Origin of the sequence: Psychroserpens sp., from assembly GCF_034670085.1 — a bacterium.
GTDB lineage: Bacteria > Bacteroidota > Bacteroidia > Flavobacteriales > Flavobacteriaceae > Psychroserpens.
In genome coordinates this window covers 161125-179888 of sequence record NZ_JAXMOD010000003.1, presented here as the reverse complement: position 1 = coordinate 179888, position 18764 = coordinate 161125, and the positions used below count along the sequence as shown (strand labels likewise).

The 18764-nt window shown below is 32.8% G+C and carries 14 protein-coding genes; 4 read left to right on the top strand and 10 right to left on the bottom strand.

Annotated features, from left to right (window positions below; translation table 11 throughout):
- Positions 1 to 41: 41 nt before the first annotated feature.
- The 4 genes from VOI25_RS06920 to VOI25_RS06905 form a co-directional block, all read right to left on the bottom strand.
- On the bottom strand, positions 42 to 845 hold the full coding sequence (locus VOI25_RS06920) for an anti-sigma factor (protein ID WP_323788325.1): 804 nt from the start codon (positions 843 to 845) through the stop codon (positions 42 to 44).
- Positions 846 to 856: 11 nt separating this feature from the next.
- Positions 857 to 1387 (bottom strand): RNA polymerase sigma factor, encoded by a 531-nt coding sequence (locus VOI25_RS06915; RefSeq protein ID WP_323788324.1) that lies wholly within the window; start codon positions 1385 to 1387, stop codon positions 857 to 859.
- Positions 1388 to 1601: 214 nt separating this feature from the next.
- Positions 1602 to 2615 (bottom strand): UDP-N-acetylmuramate dehydrogenase, encoded by a 1014-nt coding sequence (murB, locus tag VOI25_RS06910; RefSeq protein WP_323788323.1) that lies wholly within the window; start codon positions 2613 to 2615, stop codon positions 1602 to 1604.
- Entirely contained in the window at positions 2615 to 3805 is a 1191-nt protein-coding gene (locus VOI25_RS06905; protein WP_323788322.1) for a pyridoxal phosphate-dependent aminotransferase, read from the bottom strand. Before VOI25_RS06905 ends, murB begins: the two co-directional genes overlap by 1 nt.
- A 109-nt stretch (positions 3806 to 3914) precedes the next feature.
- On the opposite strand from VOI25_RS06905, the gene VOI25_RS06900 reads away from it, so the two are divergent.
- Positions 3915 to 5264 (top strand): aspartyl protease family protein, encoded by a 1350-nt coding sequence (locus VOI25_RS06900; RefSeq protein WP_323788321.1) that lies wholly within the window; start codon positions 3915 to 3917, stop codon positions 5262 to 5264.
- Between the two features lie 38 nt (positions 5265 to 5302).
- Here VOI25_RS06900 and VOI25_RS06895 read toward each other — a convergent pair whose 3' ends face one another.
- Positions 5303 to 5728, bottom strand: coding sequence for a DUF1573 domain-containing protein (locus VOI25_RS06895; protein WP_323788320.1), 426 nt, complete (start codon positions 5726 to 5728; stop codon positions 5303 to 5305).
- A 188-nt stretch (positions 5729 to 5916) separates the two neighbouring features.
- On the opposite strand from VOI25_RS06895, the gene VOI25_RS06890 reads away from it, so the two are divergent.
- Positions 5917 to 8547, top strand: a complete 2631-nt coding sequence (locus VOI25_RS06890) for a valine--tRNA ligase (protein ID WP_323788319.1) — start codon at positions 5917 to 5919, stop codon at positions 8545 to 8547.
- A 55-nt stretch (positions 8548 to 8602) separates the two neighbouring features.
- On the opposite strand, the gene rodA is transcribed toward VOI25_RS06890, so the two are convergent.
- The 5 genes from rodA to purH all read right to left on the bottom strand — a co-directional run bounded on the left by rodA (position 8603) and on the right by purH (position 15967).
- Positions 8603 to 9883: a rod shape-determining protein RodA gene (gene rodA / locus VOI25_RS06885; RefSeq protein ID WP_323788318.1), complete on the bottom strand. Its 1281-nt coding sequence runs from the start codon at positions 9881 to 9883 to the stop codon at positions 8603 to 8605.
- Between the two features lie 2 nt (positions 9884 to 9885).
- On the bottom strand, positions 9886 to 11847 hold the full coding sequence (gene mrdA / locus VOI25_RS06880) for a penicillin-binding protein 2 (RefSeq protein WP_323788317.1): 1962 nt from the start codon (positions 11845 to 11847) through the stop codon (positions 9886 to 9888).
- 495 nt (positions 11848 to 12342) lie between these two features.
- Positions 12343 to 13170 (bottom strand): rod shape-determining protein MreC, encoded by an 828-nt coding sequence (gene mreC / locus VOI25_RS06875; protein WP_323788316.1) that lies wholly within the window; start codon positions 13168 to 13170, stop codon positions 12343 to 12345.
- 19 nt (positions 13171 to 13189) lie between these two features.
- A complete protein-coding gene (locus VOI25_RS06870; protein WP_194509000.1) occupies positions 13190 to 14218 on the bottom strand; it encodes a rod shape-determining protein in 1029 nt (342 codons plus the stop codon).
- A 216-nt stretch (positions 14219 to 14434) separates the two neighbouring features.
- Complete coding sequence (gene purH / locus VOI25_RS06865) at positions 14435 to 15967, bottom strand: bifunctional phosphoribosylaminoimidazolecarboxamide formyltransferase/IMP cyclohydrolase (protein WP_323788315.1); 1533 nt, start codon at positions 15965 to 15967, stop codon at positions 14435 to 14437.
- Positions 15968 to 16145: 178 nt separating this feature from the next.
- On the opposite strand from purH, the gene VOI25_RS06860 reads away from it, so the two are divergent.
- Together VOI25_RS06860 and VOI25_RS06855 are read left to right on the top strand one after the other, a co-directional pair.
- Entirely contained in the window at positions 16146 to 17399 is a 1254-nt protein-coding gene (locus VOI25_RS06860) for an ABC transporter permease (RefSeq protein WP_323788314.1), read from the top strand.
- A 110-nt stretch (positions 17400 to 17509) separates the two neighbouring features.
- Complete coding sequence (locus VOI25_RS06855) at positions 17510 to 18760, top strand: ABC transporter permease (protein ID WP_323788313.1); 1251 nt, start codon at positions 17510 to 17512, stop codon at positions 18758 to 18760.
- Positions 18761 to 18764: the final 4 nt, after the last annotated feature.

Here is an 18764-nt window from a genome sequence, read left to right as displayed (position 1 = left end):
ACAAATCAAAAGTGGCTTTCCGTATTTTAAAATAGTTGCTATTAATTATTTCTTTTATTGTTTAAATCAATTTCAGCTACAGCACTATCTGCTGCAGTGGTGTTTAAATGGCTATTAGGTTCTATTGTAATGCTTAACGCAAGAGCGTCTTTCACATAAGGCACAGATTGTAACTTTTTTTGAGAAGCATCTAAAATTCCTAAATTTACCATTCTGTCTTGCATTTCTGCCCAAAGTTGATACGTTTGATCTTCAGGTAATTGAGGTAAAGACACAACATCAATCATAGATGTTTCATCTACAGGATTAATATAAGCAACAGTTTTTAAGTCTTTTGCTCGATCATTTCCTCTAAACACATATTTTTCAGTTTCAGGATTATTGAGTTTCATAAACTCGTCCATCAAATTATCGAGCCTTTTATTATTGTCTTCAATATCACTTCTCAAATCAAAAATTTCTTCCACAACCACTTGGTTTTCTTTTAATAAATCTAAGTTTTGTTGTGTTTTCATATAGTATCCACCAGCAAAAAGTAAGGCAACTACACTTGCCGCAATGCTATACCAAGGTGTACTATGTTGCGCTTTTTCTAGTTTGATAACTGGAGTGTTGTCTTCTTCAATTTCATTTAAGATAGCATCTAAAATGGTTGTAGGAGCTTCTATAGCAGTAGCTTTAGCGATAATTTCAAGGTTGTTTTGTAACCTTTCGTATTCACTTGCCACTTCAGGATAGGTGTCAATAAAATTTTCTACTGTCAGACGTTCTGATGCAGAGGTTTCATCTAGTATGTACTTGTCAAGTAAACCAGATTGAAAAAAAGTATGTAGTTTTTTTTCCATATATAACTTATTTAGGGATCATAAACTTTTTTAAGTTCTCGTAATCCTATTTTTAATCTAGACTTAATTGTACCTAACGGAATCTCTAATTCGTCACTTGCTTCTTGTTGAGTCATACCTTCAAAAAACAAGGCTTTTAAAACAATTTGGTACTTTACGTCTAACCTTGCCACATGCTCTTTTAAATCTAATACATCTTGATTTAAATTCGCTGTTGGTAAGATATATACGTTTGATTTATCAATTTGGACTTCTTTATCAAATCGATTGTTGAAACTTCTCAATTTATCTATAGCAGTATTTTTTGCTATTCGATAGAGCCATGTAAATAATTTAGCTTTTTTAGCGTCGTATTTTTTTGCGTTTTTCCAGACTTTGACAAAGGTTTCTTGAAGCGCATCTTGAGCAATTTCTTCATTTATGGTAACCTTTAGAATAACACCATACAAACTATCTGAATAATTTTCATAGAGAAGACTAATGGCTTTTTTATCGCCTTTTTGAAGTAAGTGTACGATTTGTTGTTCTAAAGATGTACTCAAAAAAAATAAATTTTGTAAAAACTGAATTTGAAATGATCCAAATGTCTATTTGCGTTCGTATATAATAAAAGGTTGGTAAAGTTAATTAAAAATTAACGGAACAAAATTAAAATTTATTCCCGTAGAAATTAAATTTTCTTTCTTAAGAAATTGATTAATAGCTTTTTCAAATTTCTACGTTAAAACTAGAAGTCTCAATTCGTTGAGGCTTTTTTTATATTATATTCACTTCAGCTTCAATACTAATATCAAAAAGTCGTAAAACTGTGTCTTGTATAAGTTTAGATAACTTTAAGATATCATGACCAGATGCACCACCATAATTTACGAGCACTAAAGCTTGTTTTTTGTGAACTCCATAATTACCAAATGTTTTACCTTTAAATCCTGATGTTTCTATAAGCCAGCCTGCTGGTACTTTTATGTTCTTATCTGAAACGACATAATGCGGCGCATTAGGGAAATTACGTTCTAACCTTGAAAAGGCCTCTTTGGTTATAATTGGATTTTTAAAAAAACTACCACTATTTCCAATGTCTTTTGGATCTGGTAATTTACTTTGTCTGATAGAAATTACGGCTTTTGAAACATCTTGAATTGTTGGTTTGGTGATGTTAAGTCGTTCTAATTCCGAATTGATAGCTCCATATTTAGTGTGTAACACATGGTTTTTTGTGGTTAAATTAAAAACAACACTCAAAATGATATACTGTCCTTTCGCTTCCTCTTTGAAAATTGAATTACGATAACCAAAGTTACAGTCGCTATTTGTAAAGGTTTCTATTTTTAATGTTTCAAGATTTAATGCATCGCAGGAATGAAATGTGTCTTTTAGCTCTACACCATAAGCGCCAATGTTTTGAATTGGGCTAGTGCCAACATTTCCAGGGATTAATGATAAGTTTTCTAGACCTCCAAAGTTGTTTTCTAAGGTCCAAAGTACAAATTCATGCCAGTTTTCTCCAGCACTCGCCTTAACAAGTACATGGTCTTCAGTTTGAGATATGATGTGTTTACCTTTTAAGTTGATGTGCAACACTAGTGCTTCAATATCTTTAGTAAGCAACATATTGCTTCCACCACCTAGGATAAATTTAGATGCTTTTCTTTCAGCAGAATAAACTGATTTTAAATCCGCTACAGAAGTGATTGAAATGAACTGTCTTGCATTAACATCTATACCAAACGTATTGTAATTCTTAAGCGATATGTTGTGTTGAATATGCACTAGTCTTTATAAACTTTTAACGCTTCTTTTAATATGTGTACTGCTTTTTTAAGGCTGTCTTTATTTAAAACGTACGCGATTCTAATCTGATTTAAACCAACACCTGGAGTGCTATAAAAACCTCCAGCAGGAGCAACCATAACGGTTTCGCCATCAATATCAAATGATTCTAATAACCATTGCGCAAATGCATCAGAATTTTTTATTGGTAATTGCGCTATGCAATAAAATGCACCTTTAGGATTGGCGACTTGTACACCTTCAATTTTATTTAACTCTTCAATAAGAACGTTTCGACGGTCTACATATTCTTTAATAACATCATCAAAATAACTTTGAGGAGTTTCTAAAGCAGCTTCACTTGCAATTTGAGCTAAAGTTGGCGGACTTAAACGTGCTTGAGCAAATTTTAATGCAGTTTTAATCACGTCTTTATTTTTTGAAACTAAACATCCAATTCTCGCTCCACACATACTGTAACGTTTGGAAACAGAATCAATTACAATAGCATGTTTTTCTAATCCTTCCTCTTGTAAAATAGAATAATGAGTTATTCCATCATAAGCAAATTCTCTATATACTTCATCAGCAATTAAAAACAAATCATGCTTTTTTACAATTTTTGCTAACTTTTTAATCTCTTCTTTTGAGTATAAATATCCAGTTGGATTTCCAGGATTACAAATAAGAATTCCTTTGGTTTTTGGGGTAATTAATTTTTCAAATTCTTCAATTGGAGGTAAGGCAAAATTGTCTTCAATTTTTGATATCACAGGAACTACTTTGACACCTGAAGCAGTTGAAAATCCATTGTAATTGGCATAAAATGGCTCTGGGATAATAATTTCATCATCAACATCTGTGATCGTTCCAAATGCAAAAAGTAATGCTTCACTACCACCTGTGGTTACAATTATATCATCGTGATTAACCTGAATATCATTTTTTGCGTAATAATCTGCAATTTTTTTTCTGTAACCTTCAGAGCCTTCAGACCTTGTGTAAGCCAAAATGTCTAATGAGTGAATCTTTATCGCATCCAGTGCTACTTGAGGGGTTTTAATATCAGGTTGGCCAATGTTTAAATGATAAACTGTTTTACCTTGTTTATATGCGTTTTCAGCGTAAGGAACTAACTTTCGAATTGGAGATTCAGGCATTAGTTGTCCTTTTTTTGATATTGTTGGCATGAGAAAATTATTTATGCAGTAAAGTTCTGAAAATTATCTTAAATTTTATTTAAAAATAGGGGTAAAAACTTAAGATGTGTCAAAGATTTGTAACTTGTTAATAATACTTATGATTTTAACTAAAAAAATACTGATTATTTGTTTGCTTAGCTTGATAAGTTGGCCCCCTTCATATGGACAAGGAGATTTCAATTTGCCTGGTAAAGACAATGACAAAATTAAGTTTCAACTTATTAATAATTTAATCATTATACCTATAGAATTGAATGGTGTGGAACTATCATTTATTCTTGATACAGGTGTAAGCAAACCCATTTTATTTAATATTACTAATACAGATTCATTGCAAATAAAAAATGTAGAAACCATTTATTTAAGAGGTTTAGGAGAAGAAGGAAAGCCTATTGAAGCATTGAAATCTAAAAAAAATTTCACCAAAATAGGAAACGCTATTAATGTTAATCAAGACATTTATGTGATTTTTGATAATTCAATAAACTTTACTAATAGACTTGGTGTTAATGTTCATGGTATTATAGGTTATGACCTTTTTAAAAATTTTATTGTCGAAGTAAATTACACATCGAAATATATCAAGTTGAACAAGCCAGAAAAGTATGTCTACAAAACTTGTAAAAAATGTGAAGTTTTTGATCTTTCACTCTTTAATAACAAGCCCTATATAGAAACTGAGGTAAAAGTTGATTCTGATTTGATACCAGTAAAGCTTTTAATTGATACTGGTAGTAGTGATGCGATCTGGTTGTTTGAGGATGTTTCACTAGGTCTTCAGCCTTTTAATGACATGTATTTTAATGATTACATAGGAAAAGGTTTAAGCGGTAATGTTTATGGTAAACGATCTAGAATAAAAATGTTTAAGATGAAAAGTTTCGAACTCGAAGATGTTAATGTTGCCTTTCCAGATTCATCTTCTATTGGTAATGCAAGAAAAATTAAAAATAGAAACGGTAGTGTTTCTGGAGAAATATTAAAACGATTTAATCTTATTGTCGATTATGGGAACTCTAAAATAACTTTAAAAAAGAATAGGAATTTTAAAACACCATTTTATTATAATAGAAGTGGAATCGTATTAGAACAAACGGGATCAAGGGTTGTTAAAGAAAAGGAGGATAGAGGTCATCTAGGCTACGGAAACGCTAAAGATGAAACTAAAATTGAGTTAAGCACGTACTATAAATACTCTTTAAAGCCAGCTTATTCTATAGTGGCTTTAAGAAAAGGGTCGCCTGCTGAGAAAGTTGGCTTACAGATTGGTGATGAACTTTTATCTATTAATGGCAAAAAAACACACGAACTTAAGCTTCAGAGAATAATGGAATATTTTAAAAACGATATTGGCAAACTTATTCGTTTGAGAATAGAGAGAGATGGAGAGGTAATGTTGTTTGAGTTTAGACTTGAAGATGTCTTTAAAGAAAAAGAACTCCCTTAAAAGAGAGTTCTTAATACCTGTTATTTAATTAGGAATTACTATTGTTCCATTACACTTTTGTCTTTTTTCTCTAGTGGATTTTCTTTACTAGAATCCACAACTAGACCTTTAATTTTTAGGGCTACGCTAGGTGTGTCTGCATTAGAGGTTACAGTTATTGTTTTTCTAATTGGATTAACTCTGTTCGTGTCATATTTTACAGAGATTTCTCCAGTTTCACCTGGCATAATTGGACCGTCTGGTTTTTTAGGTACAGTACAGCCACAAGTAGACTTTACATTAGAAATGATTAAAGGTGCATTTCCTGTATTTGTAAATTCAAATACTCTAACACCGTCAGAACCTTTTTCAATGGTGCCATAATCAATTACATCGTTTTTAAATTCTATTTTTGCAACCTTTTCTTGAGCAAAAACACCCAAACTTAGCACACTTACAAATAAAATTAATATTACATTTTTCATCATTCAAATTTTAAATTGATACTATCAAAACTACTTACTTTTTGCCATTCTACAAAATTAATTAGATGTAATGCAACAATATTAACATCATATAAAGCTAAATATGTCAATAATATGCAGACATTAATTTCGCAAAAAAAGAAATATAAGTACTTTTGTCTGTCATAAAGCAAAAACAATACCAAAGCATGAACATACCAACAAAATATTCAGCATCTAATGTAGAGAACAAGTGGTATAACTATTGGATGGAGCATAACTATTTTCATTCTGTTCCCGATGAGAGAGAGCCTTATACAATTGTAATTCCTCCACCAAATGTGACAGGAGTACTGCACATGGGACATATGCTTAATAATACCATTCAGGATGTTCTTATTCGAAGAGCAAGATTGCAAGGTAAAAATGCATGTTGGGTACCTGGAACCGACCATGCATCTATTGCGACCGAAGCTAAAGTGGCTGCTAAACTTAAAGCTCAAGGGATTGATAAAAATGATTTAACACGAGAAGAGTTTTTAGACCATGCTTGGGAATGGACTGAAGAATATGGAGGTGTAATTCTTGAGCAACTTAAAAAATTAGGCTGTTCTTGCGACTGGGATCGTACCAAATTCACCATGGATGATGATATGAGTGAAGCTGTAATAAAGGTTTTTGTTGATTTGTATAACAAAGGATTAATTTACAGAGGTTACCGAATGGTAAATTGGGATCCAGAAGCAAAAACAACCTTGTCTGATGAGGAAGTGATTCATGTTGAGCAACAAGGCTTATTGTATTATTTAGAATATAAAATTGAAGGTAGTGATGAGAAATTAACCATTGCAACAACTCGTCCAGAGACCATTTTTGGTGATACAGCAATTTGTATAAATCCAAATGATGAACGATTTGAACATTTAAAAGGAAAAAAAGCCATTGTACCAATCTGTGGAAGAGTTATTCCAATTATCGAAGATGAATATGTAGATATCGAATTTGGTACAGGTTGTCTTAAAGTAACTCCTGCTCATGATGAAAATGATAAGGTTTTAGGGGATAAACACAATCTTGAAGTTGTTGATATCTTCAATGATGATGCCTCCTTGAATAGTTTTGGCTTGCATTATGAAGGTCAGGATCGTTTTGTTGTTAGAAAAGCAGTTGCAAAAGAATTAGAAGAAGCTGGAATTATTGTAAAGTCAGAAAACCATATCAATAAAGTTGGAACCTCTGAACGTACCAAAGCGGTTATTGAGCCTCGATTAAGCGATCAATGGTTTTTAAAAATGGAAGATTTAGCTAAACCAGCTATAGATGCTGTTTTAACAAATGGAGATGTAAAGTTATATCCTAAGAAATTTGAAAATACCTATAGACATTGGATGGAAAATATTCGTGATTGGAATATTTCTCGTCAGTTGCGTTGGGGACAACAAATTCCTGCATTCTTCTATGGAGATGGTAAAGAAGATTTTGTAGTGGCAGAGAACATAAATGATGCTTTAAATTTGGCAAAAGACAAAACTGGAAATCCTAGTTTAAATGTTGAAGATTTAAAGCAAGATTCAGATGCCCTAGATACATGGTTTAGCTCATGGATATGGCCAATAAGTGTATTTGACGGCATTAGGAATCCTGAAAATGAAGAAATTAATTACTATTATCCTACCAACGATTTAGTTACAGGTCCAGATATTTTATTCTTTTGGGTTGCACGAATGATTATTGCTGGCTATGAATATAAAGACAAAAGGCCTTTTGAAAATGTTTATTTAACAGGTTTAGTAAGAGATAAGCAACGTCGTAAAATGTCTAAATCTCTTGGTAACTCTCCAGATGCTTTAAAATTAATAGAAGATTATGGTGCCGATGGTGTTCGTGTTGGCTTATTATTAAGTGCAGCAGCTGGTAATGATTTGATGTTTGATGAAGAGTTATGCCAACAAGGAAAGCAATTTGCTAATAAAATATGGAACGCTTTCAGACTTGTGCAAGGTTGGGAAATAGAAGATATAGCACAACCTGAATCATCCAAAATAGCTTTAGATTGGTATGAACATAAGTTTCAAAGTGCTTTAGCTGAGATTGAAGATCATTATAGTAAATATAGACTCTCTGATGCGTTAATGAGCATGTACAAATTAATTTGGGATGATTTCTGTTCATGGCTTTTAGAAATGATAAAGCCTGCTTATCAACAACCAATAGATGCTCAAACTTATGCTTCAGTTATTTCTATTTTTGAAAATAACTTAAAGATTTTACATCCTTTTATGCCATTTTTAACTGAAGAAATATGGCAGCACATTACTAAACGCACACCAAAAGAGGCTTTAATAATTGCTGAATATCCTAAATTAACAACTTTTGATGCACAGTTAATTTCAGATTTTGAAACGATTAAAGATGTAGTGTCAGGTATTAGAACCATTCGTAAAGAAAAAAATATAGCATTTAAGGATACCATTGAATTAATGGTGTTGAATAATGAAAATGTAGATTCGAAATATGATACTGTAATATCTAAAATGGGAAATATTTCAGAAATGAAAACAGTTTCTGAAGCGGTTGAAGGCGCTTTAACCTTCAGAGTATTGTCAAATGAATACTTTATCCCGATGGAAGGTAGTATCGATGTTGTAGCAGAAATTGAAAAATTAACTGAAGAATTAAAGTATACTGAAGGGTTTTTAAAATCTGTTCAAGGAAAATTGAAAAATGAACGTTTTGTTAATAATGCTCCAGAACAAGTTGTTGCTTCTGAAAAGAAAAAAGAAGCTGATGCTTTGGCTAAAATAGAAACTTTAAAATCTAGTTTATCAAGTTTACAATAAATGTAAGTTTTTAAATATATTTGAAAAGGAGCTTATTATAAGTTCCTTTTTTTTGTTACCATTCATTAATCTTATTGCTATCTAATTTCACGAAAATAAAAAGCAAAATCGTAAAGCCCCAAAGTCCGGAGCCACCATAACTAAAAAATGGAAGTGGTATGCCAACGGTAGGAATCATTCCCATAACCATACCTGTATTAATTGTAAAATGTATGAATAATATGGAGGCCACACCATAGCCATAAACACGACTAAACTGCGATTTTTGAGCTTCCGCTAAGATTAATATACGAATAATAAGTGCTACAAAAAGTAATACTACAAAGGTGCTTCCTAAAAATCCCCACTCTTCACCTACAGTACTAAAAATGTAATCTGTTTCTTGTTCTGGCACAAATTTTCCAGTAGTGCGAGTGCCTTCCATAAACCCTTTACCAGTAAAACCACCAGAACTGATCGCTTTTTCAGATTGGATGAGGTTATAGGCTTCCACTTTTTTCATTCTTTCAAGTTTCACAGGATCTTTCTCTAGTCGCAACCACAGGCTTATTCTATTCTGTTGGTGTGGTTTTAGTACGTGCTCATAGAATAGTTTTACACCAGATGAAAATGAAACACAAATCAAAAGAATAACAATAGGCTGAACAATGGAAGCACGTTTTTTTCGTCTAAAAAAATAAACTCCAAAGATAATTAAGGTGGCAATAAGAGCTGTTATTAAAATTCCGAATTTAAGAGATAAAACGGCTAAAATAATTATTGATAGCGCTATCGCTAAATAGATTTGTTGTAAGCCTTCTCTGTAGAAAACAAAAAAGAAAGAGGCATACACCAAGGTGCTTCCAGCATCATTTTGCAAAAGAATTAAGATTGCAGGAAGAACAATAATGGCAACTGCTCTTAGCTGATGTTTCAGCGTATTCATGTCAGTTTGTAAATCACTCATGTATTTGGCAACTGCTAGAGCAGTGGCAAACTTTGCAAACTCGCTAGGTTGAATGGTCATGCTACCTATGCCATACCAAGAGCGTGCTCCATTGACATCTTTTCCAAAGATAAAAAGTCCAACAAGAGCTAACATGGCTACGATGTAAATAATACTTGCAAATCGTTCATAAAACTTGGCTTCTACTGATAATATTAGAATTATCAGCACAAACGTTAGTCCGAGAAACACGAGTTGTTTACCATAAAGTTGACTCATGTCGAAGTAATTTTCTACCTCGCCAACATGAGACGCAGACATAATGTTTAACCAACCAAAAGAAACTAGAAGTAAAAACAAAACTATTATTACCCAATCAAATTTAAACCCTCTATGGTTTTCTCTATTCATGGCTATAGATTTGGTTTATTTGGGTTTGTTGAAATGGAATTTTTATAATCAATATTTTTTGAAGCTTGTACTTTTTCTACCACTTGTAGGGTTGTTTCTCCGTTAATTTTAAAGGGTTCACCAGAGTATGGCTTTGCATATTCATTTTCAAGACTATGGGTTAAAATCCAATGTTCCATATCTGTCCTAGTGATTTCTCCTTTAATATATTTTTCTATTAATAAACTTGCCATTCGACCAGCGAATCGACTTCCCCAATATCCATTTTCTACAAATACGGCAATAGCAATTTTAGGATTGTCTTTAGGTGCAAAAGCAACAAAAATCGAATGATCGGTTAATTGTGTTTTTACACTATCTATTTTCATGAAGTTTTCGGCAGTACCAGTTTTTCCACATATTTCAATTCCTGGAACCTTTAGCGTTGAAGCAGTACCTTTATTATATACATCAAACATACCTTCAATAACAGGTTCAAAATGACGTTTATCTATAGTTGTGTAGTTTGGAGTTGTGTATTTACTTGGAATTGTATCACCTTCAATTGCTTTTATGATATGAGGTGTATAGTAATATCCTCTATTACCAATAGCAGCAGCCATATTTGCGAGCTGGATTGGAGTAGCTTCAACCTCGCCTTGTCCAATAGCATTGGAAACATTATATGTAGAACCCCATCGATTGTCACCATAAGCTCTATCGTAGTAATCTCCATCTGGAATTCGGCCTGGTCTCCCAACTTGTAAATCATATCCTAAAAAATCTCCAAGTCCAAAACTTTTGGCATGTGCAGCCCATGTATTCATGGCATCTCCAGCATCATCAGCGTTGTCAATAATTCTTCTATAAACATTTACAAAATAAGCATTACAAGATTGTGCAATACCATCGTTCATAGCAACTGGACTTTTATGATGATGACAACCTGTAAGTTTTCGGCTGCCATAGTAATAACCCATTCTACAAGTGAACCTTTCATTAGTTTCAACAACTCCTTCTTGAAGTGCGATTAAAGCATTAATAACTTTAAAAGGCGATCCTGGAGGATATTGAGCTTGTAAGCCTCTGTCAAATAAAGGTTTAGCAATACTGTCTCTAAAAAGTTTTGTGAAATTTTTTGAACGACCTCTGCCAACAAGTAAGTTCGGATTATAACTTGGAGCAGAAACCAGTGCTAAAATTTCTCCGTTACTTGGATCTATGGCAACAATACCACCTCTTTTGTTAGTCATTAATAGTTCGCCATATTGTTGTAAATCACTGTCAATGGTGATTGTAATATCTTTTCCTGGCTGAGGTAAAGTGTCAAATTTACCGTCTTTATAAGGTCCGATATTTTTGTTGAATCTGTCTTTTTGGCTGAACTTAATGCCTTTTACACCACGTAATACATTTTCATACGATATTTCGACACCTTGTTTTCCAATTAAATCTCCCATTTGGTAATAAGGATCATTATCAATAATTCGTCTATTCACTTCACCAATATCACCTAAAACATTGGCGCCTATGGTTGTTTGATAAGCCCTAAGTGAACGCTTTTGAATATAAAAGCCATCAAATTTCCTCATTTTTTCCTGAAGTACAGCATAATCCTTTTTGGATAACTGTGGTACAAAAACCGATGATAAACGAGGTGAATAGTTATAAGCTTTATCAAATTTCTTTTGATAATCGTCAGGTGTAATTTTCAAAAGATTGCAAAATTCTTTCAATTCTTTGTCATCAAGAGGCTCTACTTCCCGAGGAATAACCATAACATCATATGATGGCTGATTTGCAACTAAGAGCGTTCCATTTCTGTCATAAACATAGCCACGTTTGGGGTAGTTATATTCCTTTAGGATCGCGTTATCTTCGTAAAGACTATAGGCTTCTTTATTGTATACCTGTAAATAAAACAAGCGTGCAATAAATAAAAGTCCTACCGTAATTACCGTTAATAAGAGTAGAAGTTTTCTCATCGTTGTTTGTTACTGAAAAGTATCGAAATTAAGATACAAAGTATAAGTGTAAAAACACTTGAAAATAACGTCTTTTTTAGTACTAAAAGTATATTTGAAATGTTAAAAATCTCTAATGAAAATAAGATAAGATGATGAATTATTATTAAGATTAGAAAGTAAATGACTCTATTCCCAAATTCGGTATTATTGAACTTAATATTCTGGTGTTCGTAAATCGTCCCAAATGCAAACTTTAAAATAGGTGGTCTAATAAATGCAATAGTGACGCATGCTGCCGCATGAACACCTCCAGAGTCTGAAAAAATATCAACAAATAATCCTAACATAAAACTTAAAAAAATAAATAGGGTGCGATTATTATTTACAGGGAAAAGAAGGATAAACAAGATGTATGGGTACGGATTTATAGAACCTATAAAATTGATATTATTAAATAGCAATACTTGAGCTAAAATTAACACAACAAACCTAATGATGCTATTGATATTTAGGCTATTCATTAACAGGATTTTCTAAAAGGTTTATTTCATCGGCATCTAAATTTTCAATGATGTAGACATGTGATAAATTGGTCATGTCATTAAATAATTTGATGTCTATTGTATATGTGTCTCCACTAATATCTAAAACAAAATCATCTACAATACCAATTGGTATGCCTTGCGGAAATATTGAAGATTGTCCTCCAGTGATAATTGTGTCACCCTGTTTTACTGGAGCAAATTTTGAAATATCTGTAAGTTGAACTACAGATGTAGATTTGGCATTCCAAACTAAAGAACCAATATGATTAGAAGATTTTAACTGTGCATTGATTCTACTCTTTGTGTTTAAAATAGAAAGTACTCTTGCATATCCACTGGATGTATTGTCAATAATACCTACAATTCCTTTTGAAGTTATAACCGCCAAATCTTCTTTAAGTCCAAGTTTTTCACCCTTATTAATAGTTAAATAATTTTTTGAAGCTGAATAGTTGTTGTTGATAATTCTGGCTGTCTGAATTTTATAACGTCCGCTAAATGAGGTTGTATCAATTTTTGGGCTTGAAGTCTGTGTAGAATCTGAACTATTCAAAACTTTAGATCGTAATGTGTTATTCTCTTCTACCAAGATTTGATTTTGTGTTTTTAAATCGAAGTAGTTGGACACATTATTCGCACTTTCATAAATCCCACCTGTAAAAAAGTTAGCAGAATTGATAAACTTACTTTTATGATAAGAATGCGACTGAATCGTTAACGCAATAGAAACAAAAAACAACAGCAGAAACAAAAGAGATGTTTTGTTTCTAATAACAAAGTTTATAATCTGTTGCATGTTAAGTAAGTGTTCTCAGTTATTTAATCAATACACTTTTAAATTTTGCTAGATTTTTTAGTGCAATTCCTGTGCCTCGAACAACAGCTCTTAGAGGATCTTCTGCAATATAAACGGGTAAGTCTGTTTTTTGGGATAAACGTTTGTCTAATCCACGTAACATCGATCCACCACCTGCTAAATAAATACCAGTGTTGTATATGTCTGCAGCCAATTCTGGAGGTGTTTGTGATAAGGTTTCCATTACAGAATCTTCAATTCTTAAAATAGATTTATCAAGTGCTTTTGCAATTTCACGATAAGAAATTTGAACTTGCTTAGGCTTTCCTGTTAACAAATCACGACCTTGAACGCTCATTTCTTCAGGTGGCATATCTAAATCTTCGGTAGCAGCACCAATCTGAATTTTAATTTTTTCAGCAGTACGATCGCCAACATAAAGGTTGTGTTGCGTGCGCATGTAATAAATAATATCGTTAGTGAATACATCACCAGCAACTTTAACCGATTTATCACAGACGATTCCACCCAATGCTATCACAGCAATTTCTGTGGTTCCACCTCCAATATCAACAATCATATTCCCTTTAGGTTGCATAATGTCAATGCCAATTCCGATGGCAGCTGCCATTGGCTCGTGAATTAAGTAGACTTCTTTTCCGTTGACACGTTCACAAGATTCTTTAACAGCTCGCATTTCTACTTCTGTAATCCCAGAAGGTATACAAACTACCATACGAAGTGCAGGTGTAAATAATTTCTTTTTAAGTGCAGGGATGTTTTTAATAAACATACTAATCATTTGCTCAGAGGCATCGAAATCTGCAATTACTCCATCTTTCAACGGTCTAATTGTTTTAATGTTTTCGTGCGTTTTTCCTTGCATCATGTTGGCTTCTTTTCCAACAGCGATAATTTTTCCTGAAATTCTATCTCTTGCGACTATGGAAGGACTATCAACAACTACTTTGTCGTTGTGGATAATAAGCGTATTCGCAGTTCCTAAATCTATGGCTATTTCTTCGGTTAAGAAATCAAAAAATCCCATGTGTTATTTTAATATTATGAGGGCGTTATTGTATTCAGTTTTTGGTCTTTTGTAAATGTAGTAAAACTTCCTAAATATTTACAGTTTATTTCTATTTCAATTATTTTGAAAGCTAACTTCTTACCTTTTTTTAATTAAACGTTTAATTATTGGTTTTGGATGTTTGAGATTGAATGAAAACTATCAATTTTTGAGCATCCGTTTTTAAAATTGGCTTTAATGTTTAAAATGACGTGTTCCAGTCATTACCATGGCTACATTATGTTCATTACAATAATCAATGGTTAATTGATCTTTAATTGAGCCTCCTGGTTGTATCACCGCAGTAATTCCTGCATGATCTGCAATCTCTACACAATCTGGAAAGGGAAAGAAAGCATCACTTGCCATAACTGCTCCATTTAAGTCAAAATTAAACGACTTTGCTTTGTGAATGGCTTGGTTAAGTGCATCTACACGGCTTGTTTGTCCTGTGCCACTAGCGCACAATTGTTTGTTTTTCACCAAAACTATGGTATTTGATTTTGTATGCTTACAAATTTTTGAAGCAAATATTAAATCTTCTAACTCATTTGAAGTTGGTTTATTGTTTGTAGCATTGGTTAAATCGGAAATGCGATCTGTTTTATTATTTCTATCTTGAACTAAAACACCATTTAAGCATGTTCTAACGTTTGTTTGTGGAAAGTCTACATCGTGTAAAATGAGCAGAATTCTATTCTTTTTTCCCTTTAAAATATCTAAGGCATCATCAGAAAATGAAGGTGCAATAACTACTTCACAGAACAATGAATGAATCTCTTCAGCTGTGGCTTTATCAATTTTAGTATTGGTAATTAAAACACCGCCAAACGCTGAAACAGGATCACCAGCTAAAGCATCAACGTAAGCTTGTTGAATTGTATTGCGTTGGGCAAATCCGCAAGCATTGTTGTGTTTTAAAATTGCAAATGTTGGCGCTTCACCTTTAAATTCACTCATTAAATTTACAGCAGCATCTACATCTAAAAGATTGTTATAACTTAATTCTTTTCCGTGAAGTTTAGTGAAGATGTCATCAAAGTTCCCGAAGAAAAAGCCACGTTGATGAGGGTTTTCACCATAACGTAAAACTTTGCCATTGGTTTCACTAATTTTAAGTGAAGCGATACTGTGATCTGCATTAAAGTAATTAAAAATTGCAGAATCGTAATGTGATGATACATTAAAGGCTTTGGCCGCAAAATGTTTTCTATCAGCTTCTGAAGTATCTCCTTTTTTAGATTTTAAAAGTTCTAAAAATTCAGCATAATCATCAACTGAAGATACACAAACGACATCTGAATAATTTTTAGCGGCTGCCCTAATTAAAGAAATGCCTCCAATATCAATTTTTTCAATGATATCTTGGTTTGAAGCTCCAGATGCCACTGTTTTTTCAAAAGGATATAAATCTACAATGACCAAATCAATTTGCGGAATATCAAAATCAACCAATTCAGCAACATCACTTTCGTTGTTTTGACGATTTAAAATGCCTCCAAAAACTTTAGGATGTAACGTTTTTACGCGACCACCAAGAATTGATGGATACGAGGTTACGTCTTCTACTGGCACGACATCAATGCCTAGGTCTTTGATGAATTTTTCGGTTCCTCCTGTAGAATAAATGGTTACGTTTTGAGCGCTAAGTTGTTTTACAATTGGTTCTAAACCATCTTTGCTAAAAACTGAAATTAATGCCGATTTAATTGCTTTGTTGTTACTCATTGTTGTGTTGTTGTCGTTGTGTTTCTTCTAGAGAAACGGTGTTGTAAAATTTAAAGCCCAAAAGTACGTATAATCAATAGTTTTTATAAGTCCAAAAAGGAGTTTATTTAAGTTTTTTGTAACAATAAATTGTTGAAAACATCTTATCTTTAATTTTTTTGAAATCCAAACCAATTCTATGCTTGTTTATCTCAGGTTATTTAAAGAAAGCTTTTCATTTGCAATTAATGCGTTGCGAAATAATAAGCTTCGAACCTTTTTGTCTCTTTTAGGCATTACCATTGGTATTTTTTCAATCATCGCAGTTTTGGCAGCCGTTGATTCATTAGACAAAAGTATTAAGGAACAATTAAGTGGGCTGGATAGCAATACCATGTATGTTGCGAAATTTTCGTTTGGACCGACTGACGTACCAAGATGGAAACGCATGCAATTCCCAGAAGTTTCTTACAACGAGTATAAATATTTAAAATCATCATTGGATGATGTTGAGCATGTTGCTTACCAATTGTTTGTTAAGCGAGAAAATATTAGATATGGAAAAGAAATAGTAAGTAGTGTCAATACAGTGGTGGTGAGTAATGAGTTTGAAGATATTCAGGCCTTAAAGTTCTCTAAGGGACGATTTTATAATGAATCTGAGTCAAATTCTGGAAAACCAGTCGTCGTAATAGGAGACGAAATTGCAAAGTCACTTTTTGGTGATTTTGAACCTATTGGAAAAAAGGTTAGGCTTTATGGGCAAAAGTTTACCGTGATTGGTGTTGTGAAAAAAGAAGGTTCAGGACTGTTTGGCGATAGTAATGATATTTCCATTTTTCTTCCAGCCAATTATATAAGAAATCGATTTGGTGACAACAATAAAAACATGAATCATATTGTCATTATCAAGCCTGAAGCAGGAGCCGACGTTGATGAGATAAAAGCAGATATTGCTCAGAAAATGCGTGCACAACGCGGTATAAAACCTGATGAGATAAATCCGTTTTTTGTCAATATTATTTCAGGTTTACAAGACGCTATTGATGGGATTATCTCTACGCTTAATATCATTGGTTGGATTATAAGTGCATTTTCACTTTTAGTTGGTGGTTTTGGAATTGCTAATATTATGTTTGTTAGTGTGAAGGAACGAACAAATCTTATCGGAATACAAAAATCTTTAGGTGCAAAAAATCGATTTATTTTGTTCCAATTTTTATTTGAAGCGATTATTTTATCCTTATTAGGAGGATTTATTGGCGTTATTTTGGTTTGGATATGCTCATTAATTGCTAATGCTGTAATTGAAGATTTCGAATTTATTTTGTCCTTTTCTAATATTTTTATTGGCTTAGGATTATCTACTTTTATTGGCTTAATTTCTGGTATTATTCCTGCGATTTCTGCATCTAAATTGGATCCAGTTGAAGCTATCCGATCAGGAATGTAATTGTGTTTTTGTTGTTAGTTACAATTCAACTGTCAATTAACTAACATTATATGTAACATTGCGGTATTAGTTGCGTCTTATTTATAAAACTATAAGTAGCTATTACTATTATGCTCGTTTATCTAAGATTATTTAAAGAAAGTTTTTCATTTGCTCTTAATGCGTTGCGTAACAATAAGCTACGTACTTTTTTGTCGTTATTAGGGATTACTATTGGTATTTTTTCAATCATAGCTGTGCTTGCAGCTGTAGATTCTTTAGATCGAAACATAAAAGAGAACTTATCTGGATTAGATAAAAACACGATGTACCTTACTAAGTATTCATTCGGACCGACTGAAGTACCAAGATGGCAACGTGATAATTTTCCACAAACTGAACACGATGATTTTGAGTTCATAGAACGAAACGTCCCAGACATTGAAGCGATTGCCTATGTAATGTTTGGTGCTTCAGAATCTTTAAAATATCAAGGTGAATCTGTTTCTGGCGTTGAAGTAACTCCTGTGTCTAATGGGATTTATGAAATTGAAGATTTTAAAGTTGAAAACGGACGATTTTATACTGAATCTGAGTCTTATTCTGGTGCTCCTGTAATTGTTTTAGGATATTCTGTTGCTGAAAATTTATTTGGAAATTTAAACCCAATAGGAAAACAAATCAGAGTTTATGGAAGAAAACTTACCGTTATTGGTGTTTTGAAGAAATTTGGATCAAGCATATTTGATTCTCCAGATGATAAAGCTTATGTGCCAGCAAACTTTGTAAGACGTTTTAATAATGGAGGTGCCAATGGCGTTCCTGGAGCCATAATTATAAAACCTAAGAAAAATGTCGATATTGGAGCTTTTGAGCAAGTTTTAAAACAGAAATATCGTGTTTACAGAGGATTGAAAGCTGGAGAGCCAGATAATTTCTTTGTTAATAAAATGTCTGGATTTACAGATGCTATTGATGGAATTATCGGAACTCTTAATTTAATAGGATGGATTATAAGTGGGTTTTCACTTTTAGTTGGTGGATTTGGAATTGCTAATATTATGTTTGTTAGTGTAAAGGAACGTACTAATCTTATAGGAATTCAAAAATCATTAGGAGCTAAAAATCGCTTTATTCTTTTTCAGTTTTTATTTGAAGCTATTATTTTATCTGTGCTTGGTGGTATCATAGGAATTATCTTAGTTTGGATAGTCTCGTTAATTGCCTCTATAATGTCAGGCGATTTTGAATTTATCTTGTCCTTTTATAATGTATTCTTAGGGTTTGCTTTATCTACATTTATCGGATTGATTTCTGGTGTGATTCCAGCGATTTCAGCTTCAAAACTAGATCCAGTGGAAGCAATTAGAACTGGTATGTAATTTT

What these genes read in the sequence shown, in the direction of transcription:
- VOI25_RS06920 (WP_323788325.1), bottom strand. Translation starts at nt 845, where the DNA reads ATGGAAAAAAAACTACATACTTTTTTTCAATCTGGTTTACTTGACAAG.
- VOI25_RS06905 (WP_323788322.1), bottom strand. Translation starts at nt 3,805, where the DNA reads ATGCCAACAATATCAAAAAAAGGACAACTAATGCCTGAATCTCCAATT.
- VOI25_RS06900 (WP_323788321.1), top strand. Translation starts at nt 3,915, where the DNA reads ATGATTTTAACTAAAAAAATACTGATTATTTGTTTGCTTAGCTTGATA.
- VOI25_RS06895 (WP_323788320.1), bottom strand. Translation starts at nt 5,728, where the DNA reads ATGAAAAATGTAATATTAATTTTATTTGTAAGTGTGCTAAGTTTGGGT.
- VOI25_RS06890 (WP_323788319.1), top strand. Translation starts at nt 5,917, where the DNA reads ATGAACATACCAACAAAATATTCAGCATCTAATGTAGAGAACAAGTGG.
- rodA (WP_323788318.1), bottom strand. Translation starts at nt 9,883, where the DNA reads ATGAATAGAGAAAACCATAGAGGGTTTAAATTTGATTGGGTAATAATA.
- mrdA (WP_323788317.1), bottom strand. Translation starts at nt 11,847, where the DNA reads ATGAGAAAACTTCTACTCTTATTAACGGTAATTACGGTAGGACTTTTA.
- mreC (WP_323788316.1), bottom strand. Translation starts at nt 13,170, where the DNA reads ATGCAACAGATTATAAACTTTGTTATTAGAAACAAAACATCTCTTTTG.
- VOI25_RS06870 (WP_194509000.1), bottom strand. Translation starts at nt 14,218, where the DNA reads ATGGGATTTTTTGATTTCTTAACCGAAGAAATAGCCATAGATTTAGGA.
- purH (WP_323788315.1), bottom strand. Translation starts at nt 15,967, where the DNA reads ATGAGTAACAACAAAGCAATTAAATCGGCATTAATTTCAGTTTTTAGC.
- VOI25_RS06860 (WP_323788314.1), top strand. Translation starts at nt 16,146, where the DNA reads ATGCTTGTTTATCTCAGGTTATTTAAAGAAAGCTTTTCATTTGCAATT.
- VOI25_RS06855 (WP_323788313.1), top strand. Translation starts at nt 17,510, where the DNA reads ATGCTCGTTTATCTAAGATTATTTAAAGAAAGTTTTTCATTTGCTCTT.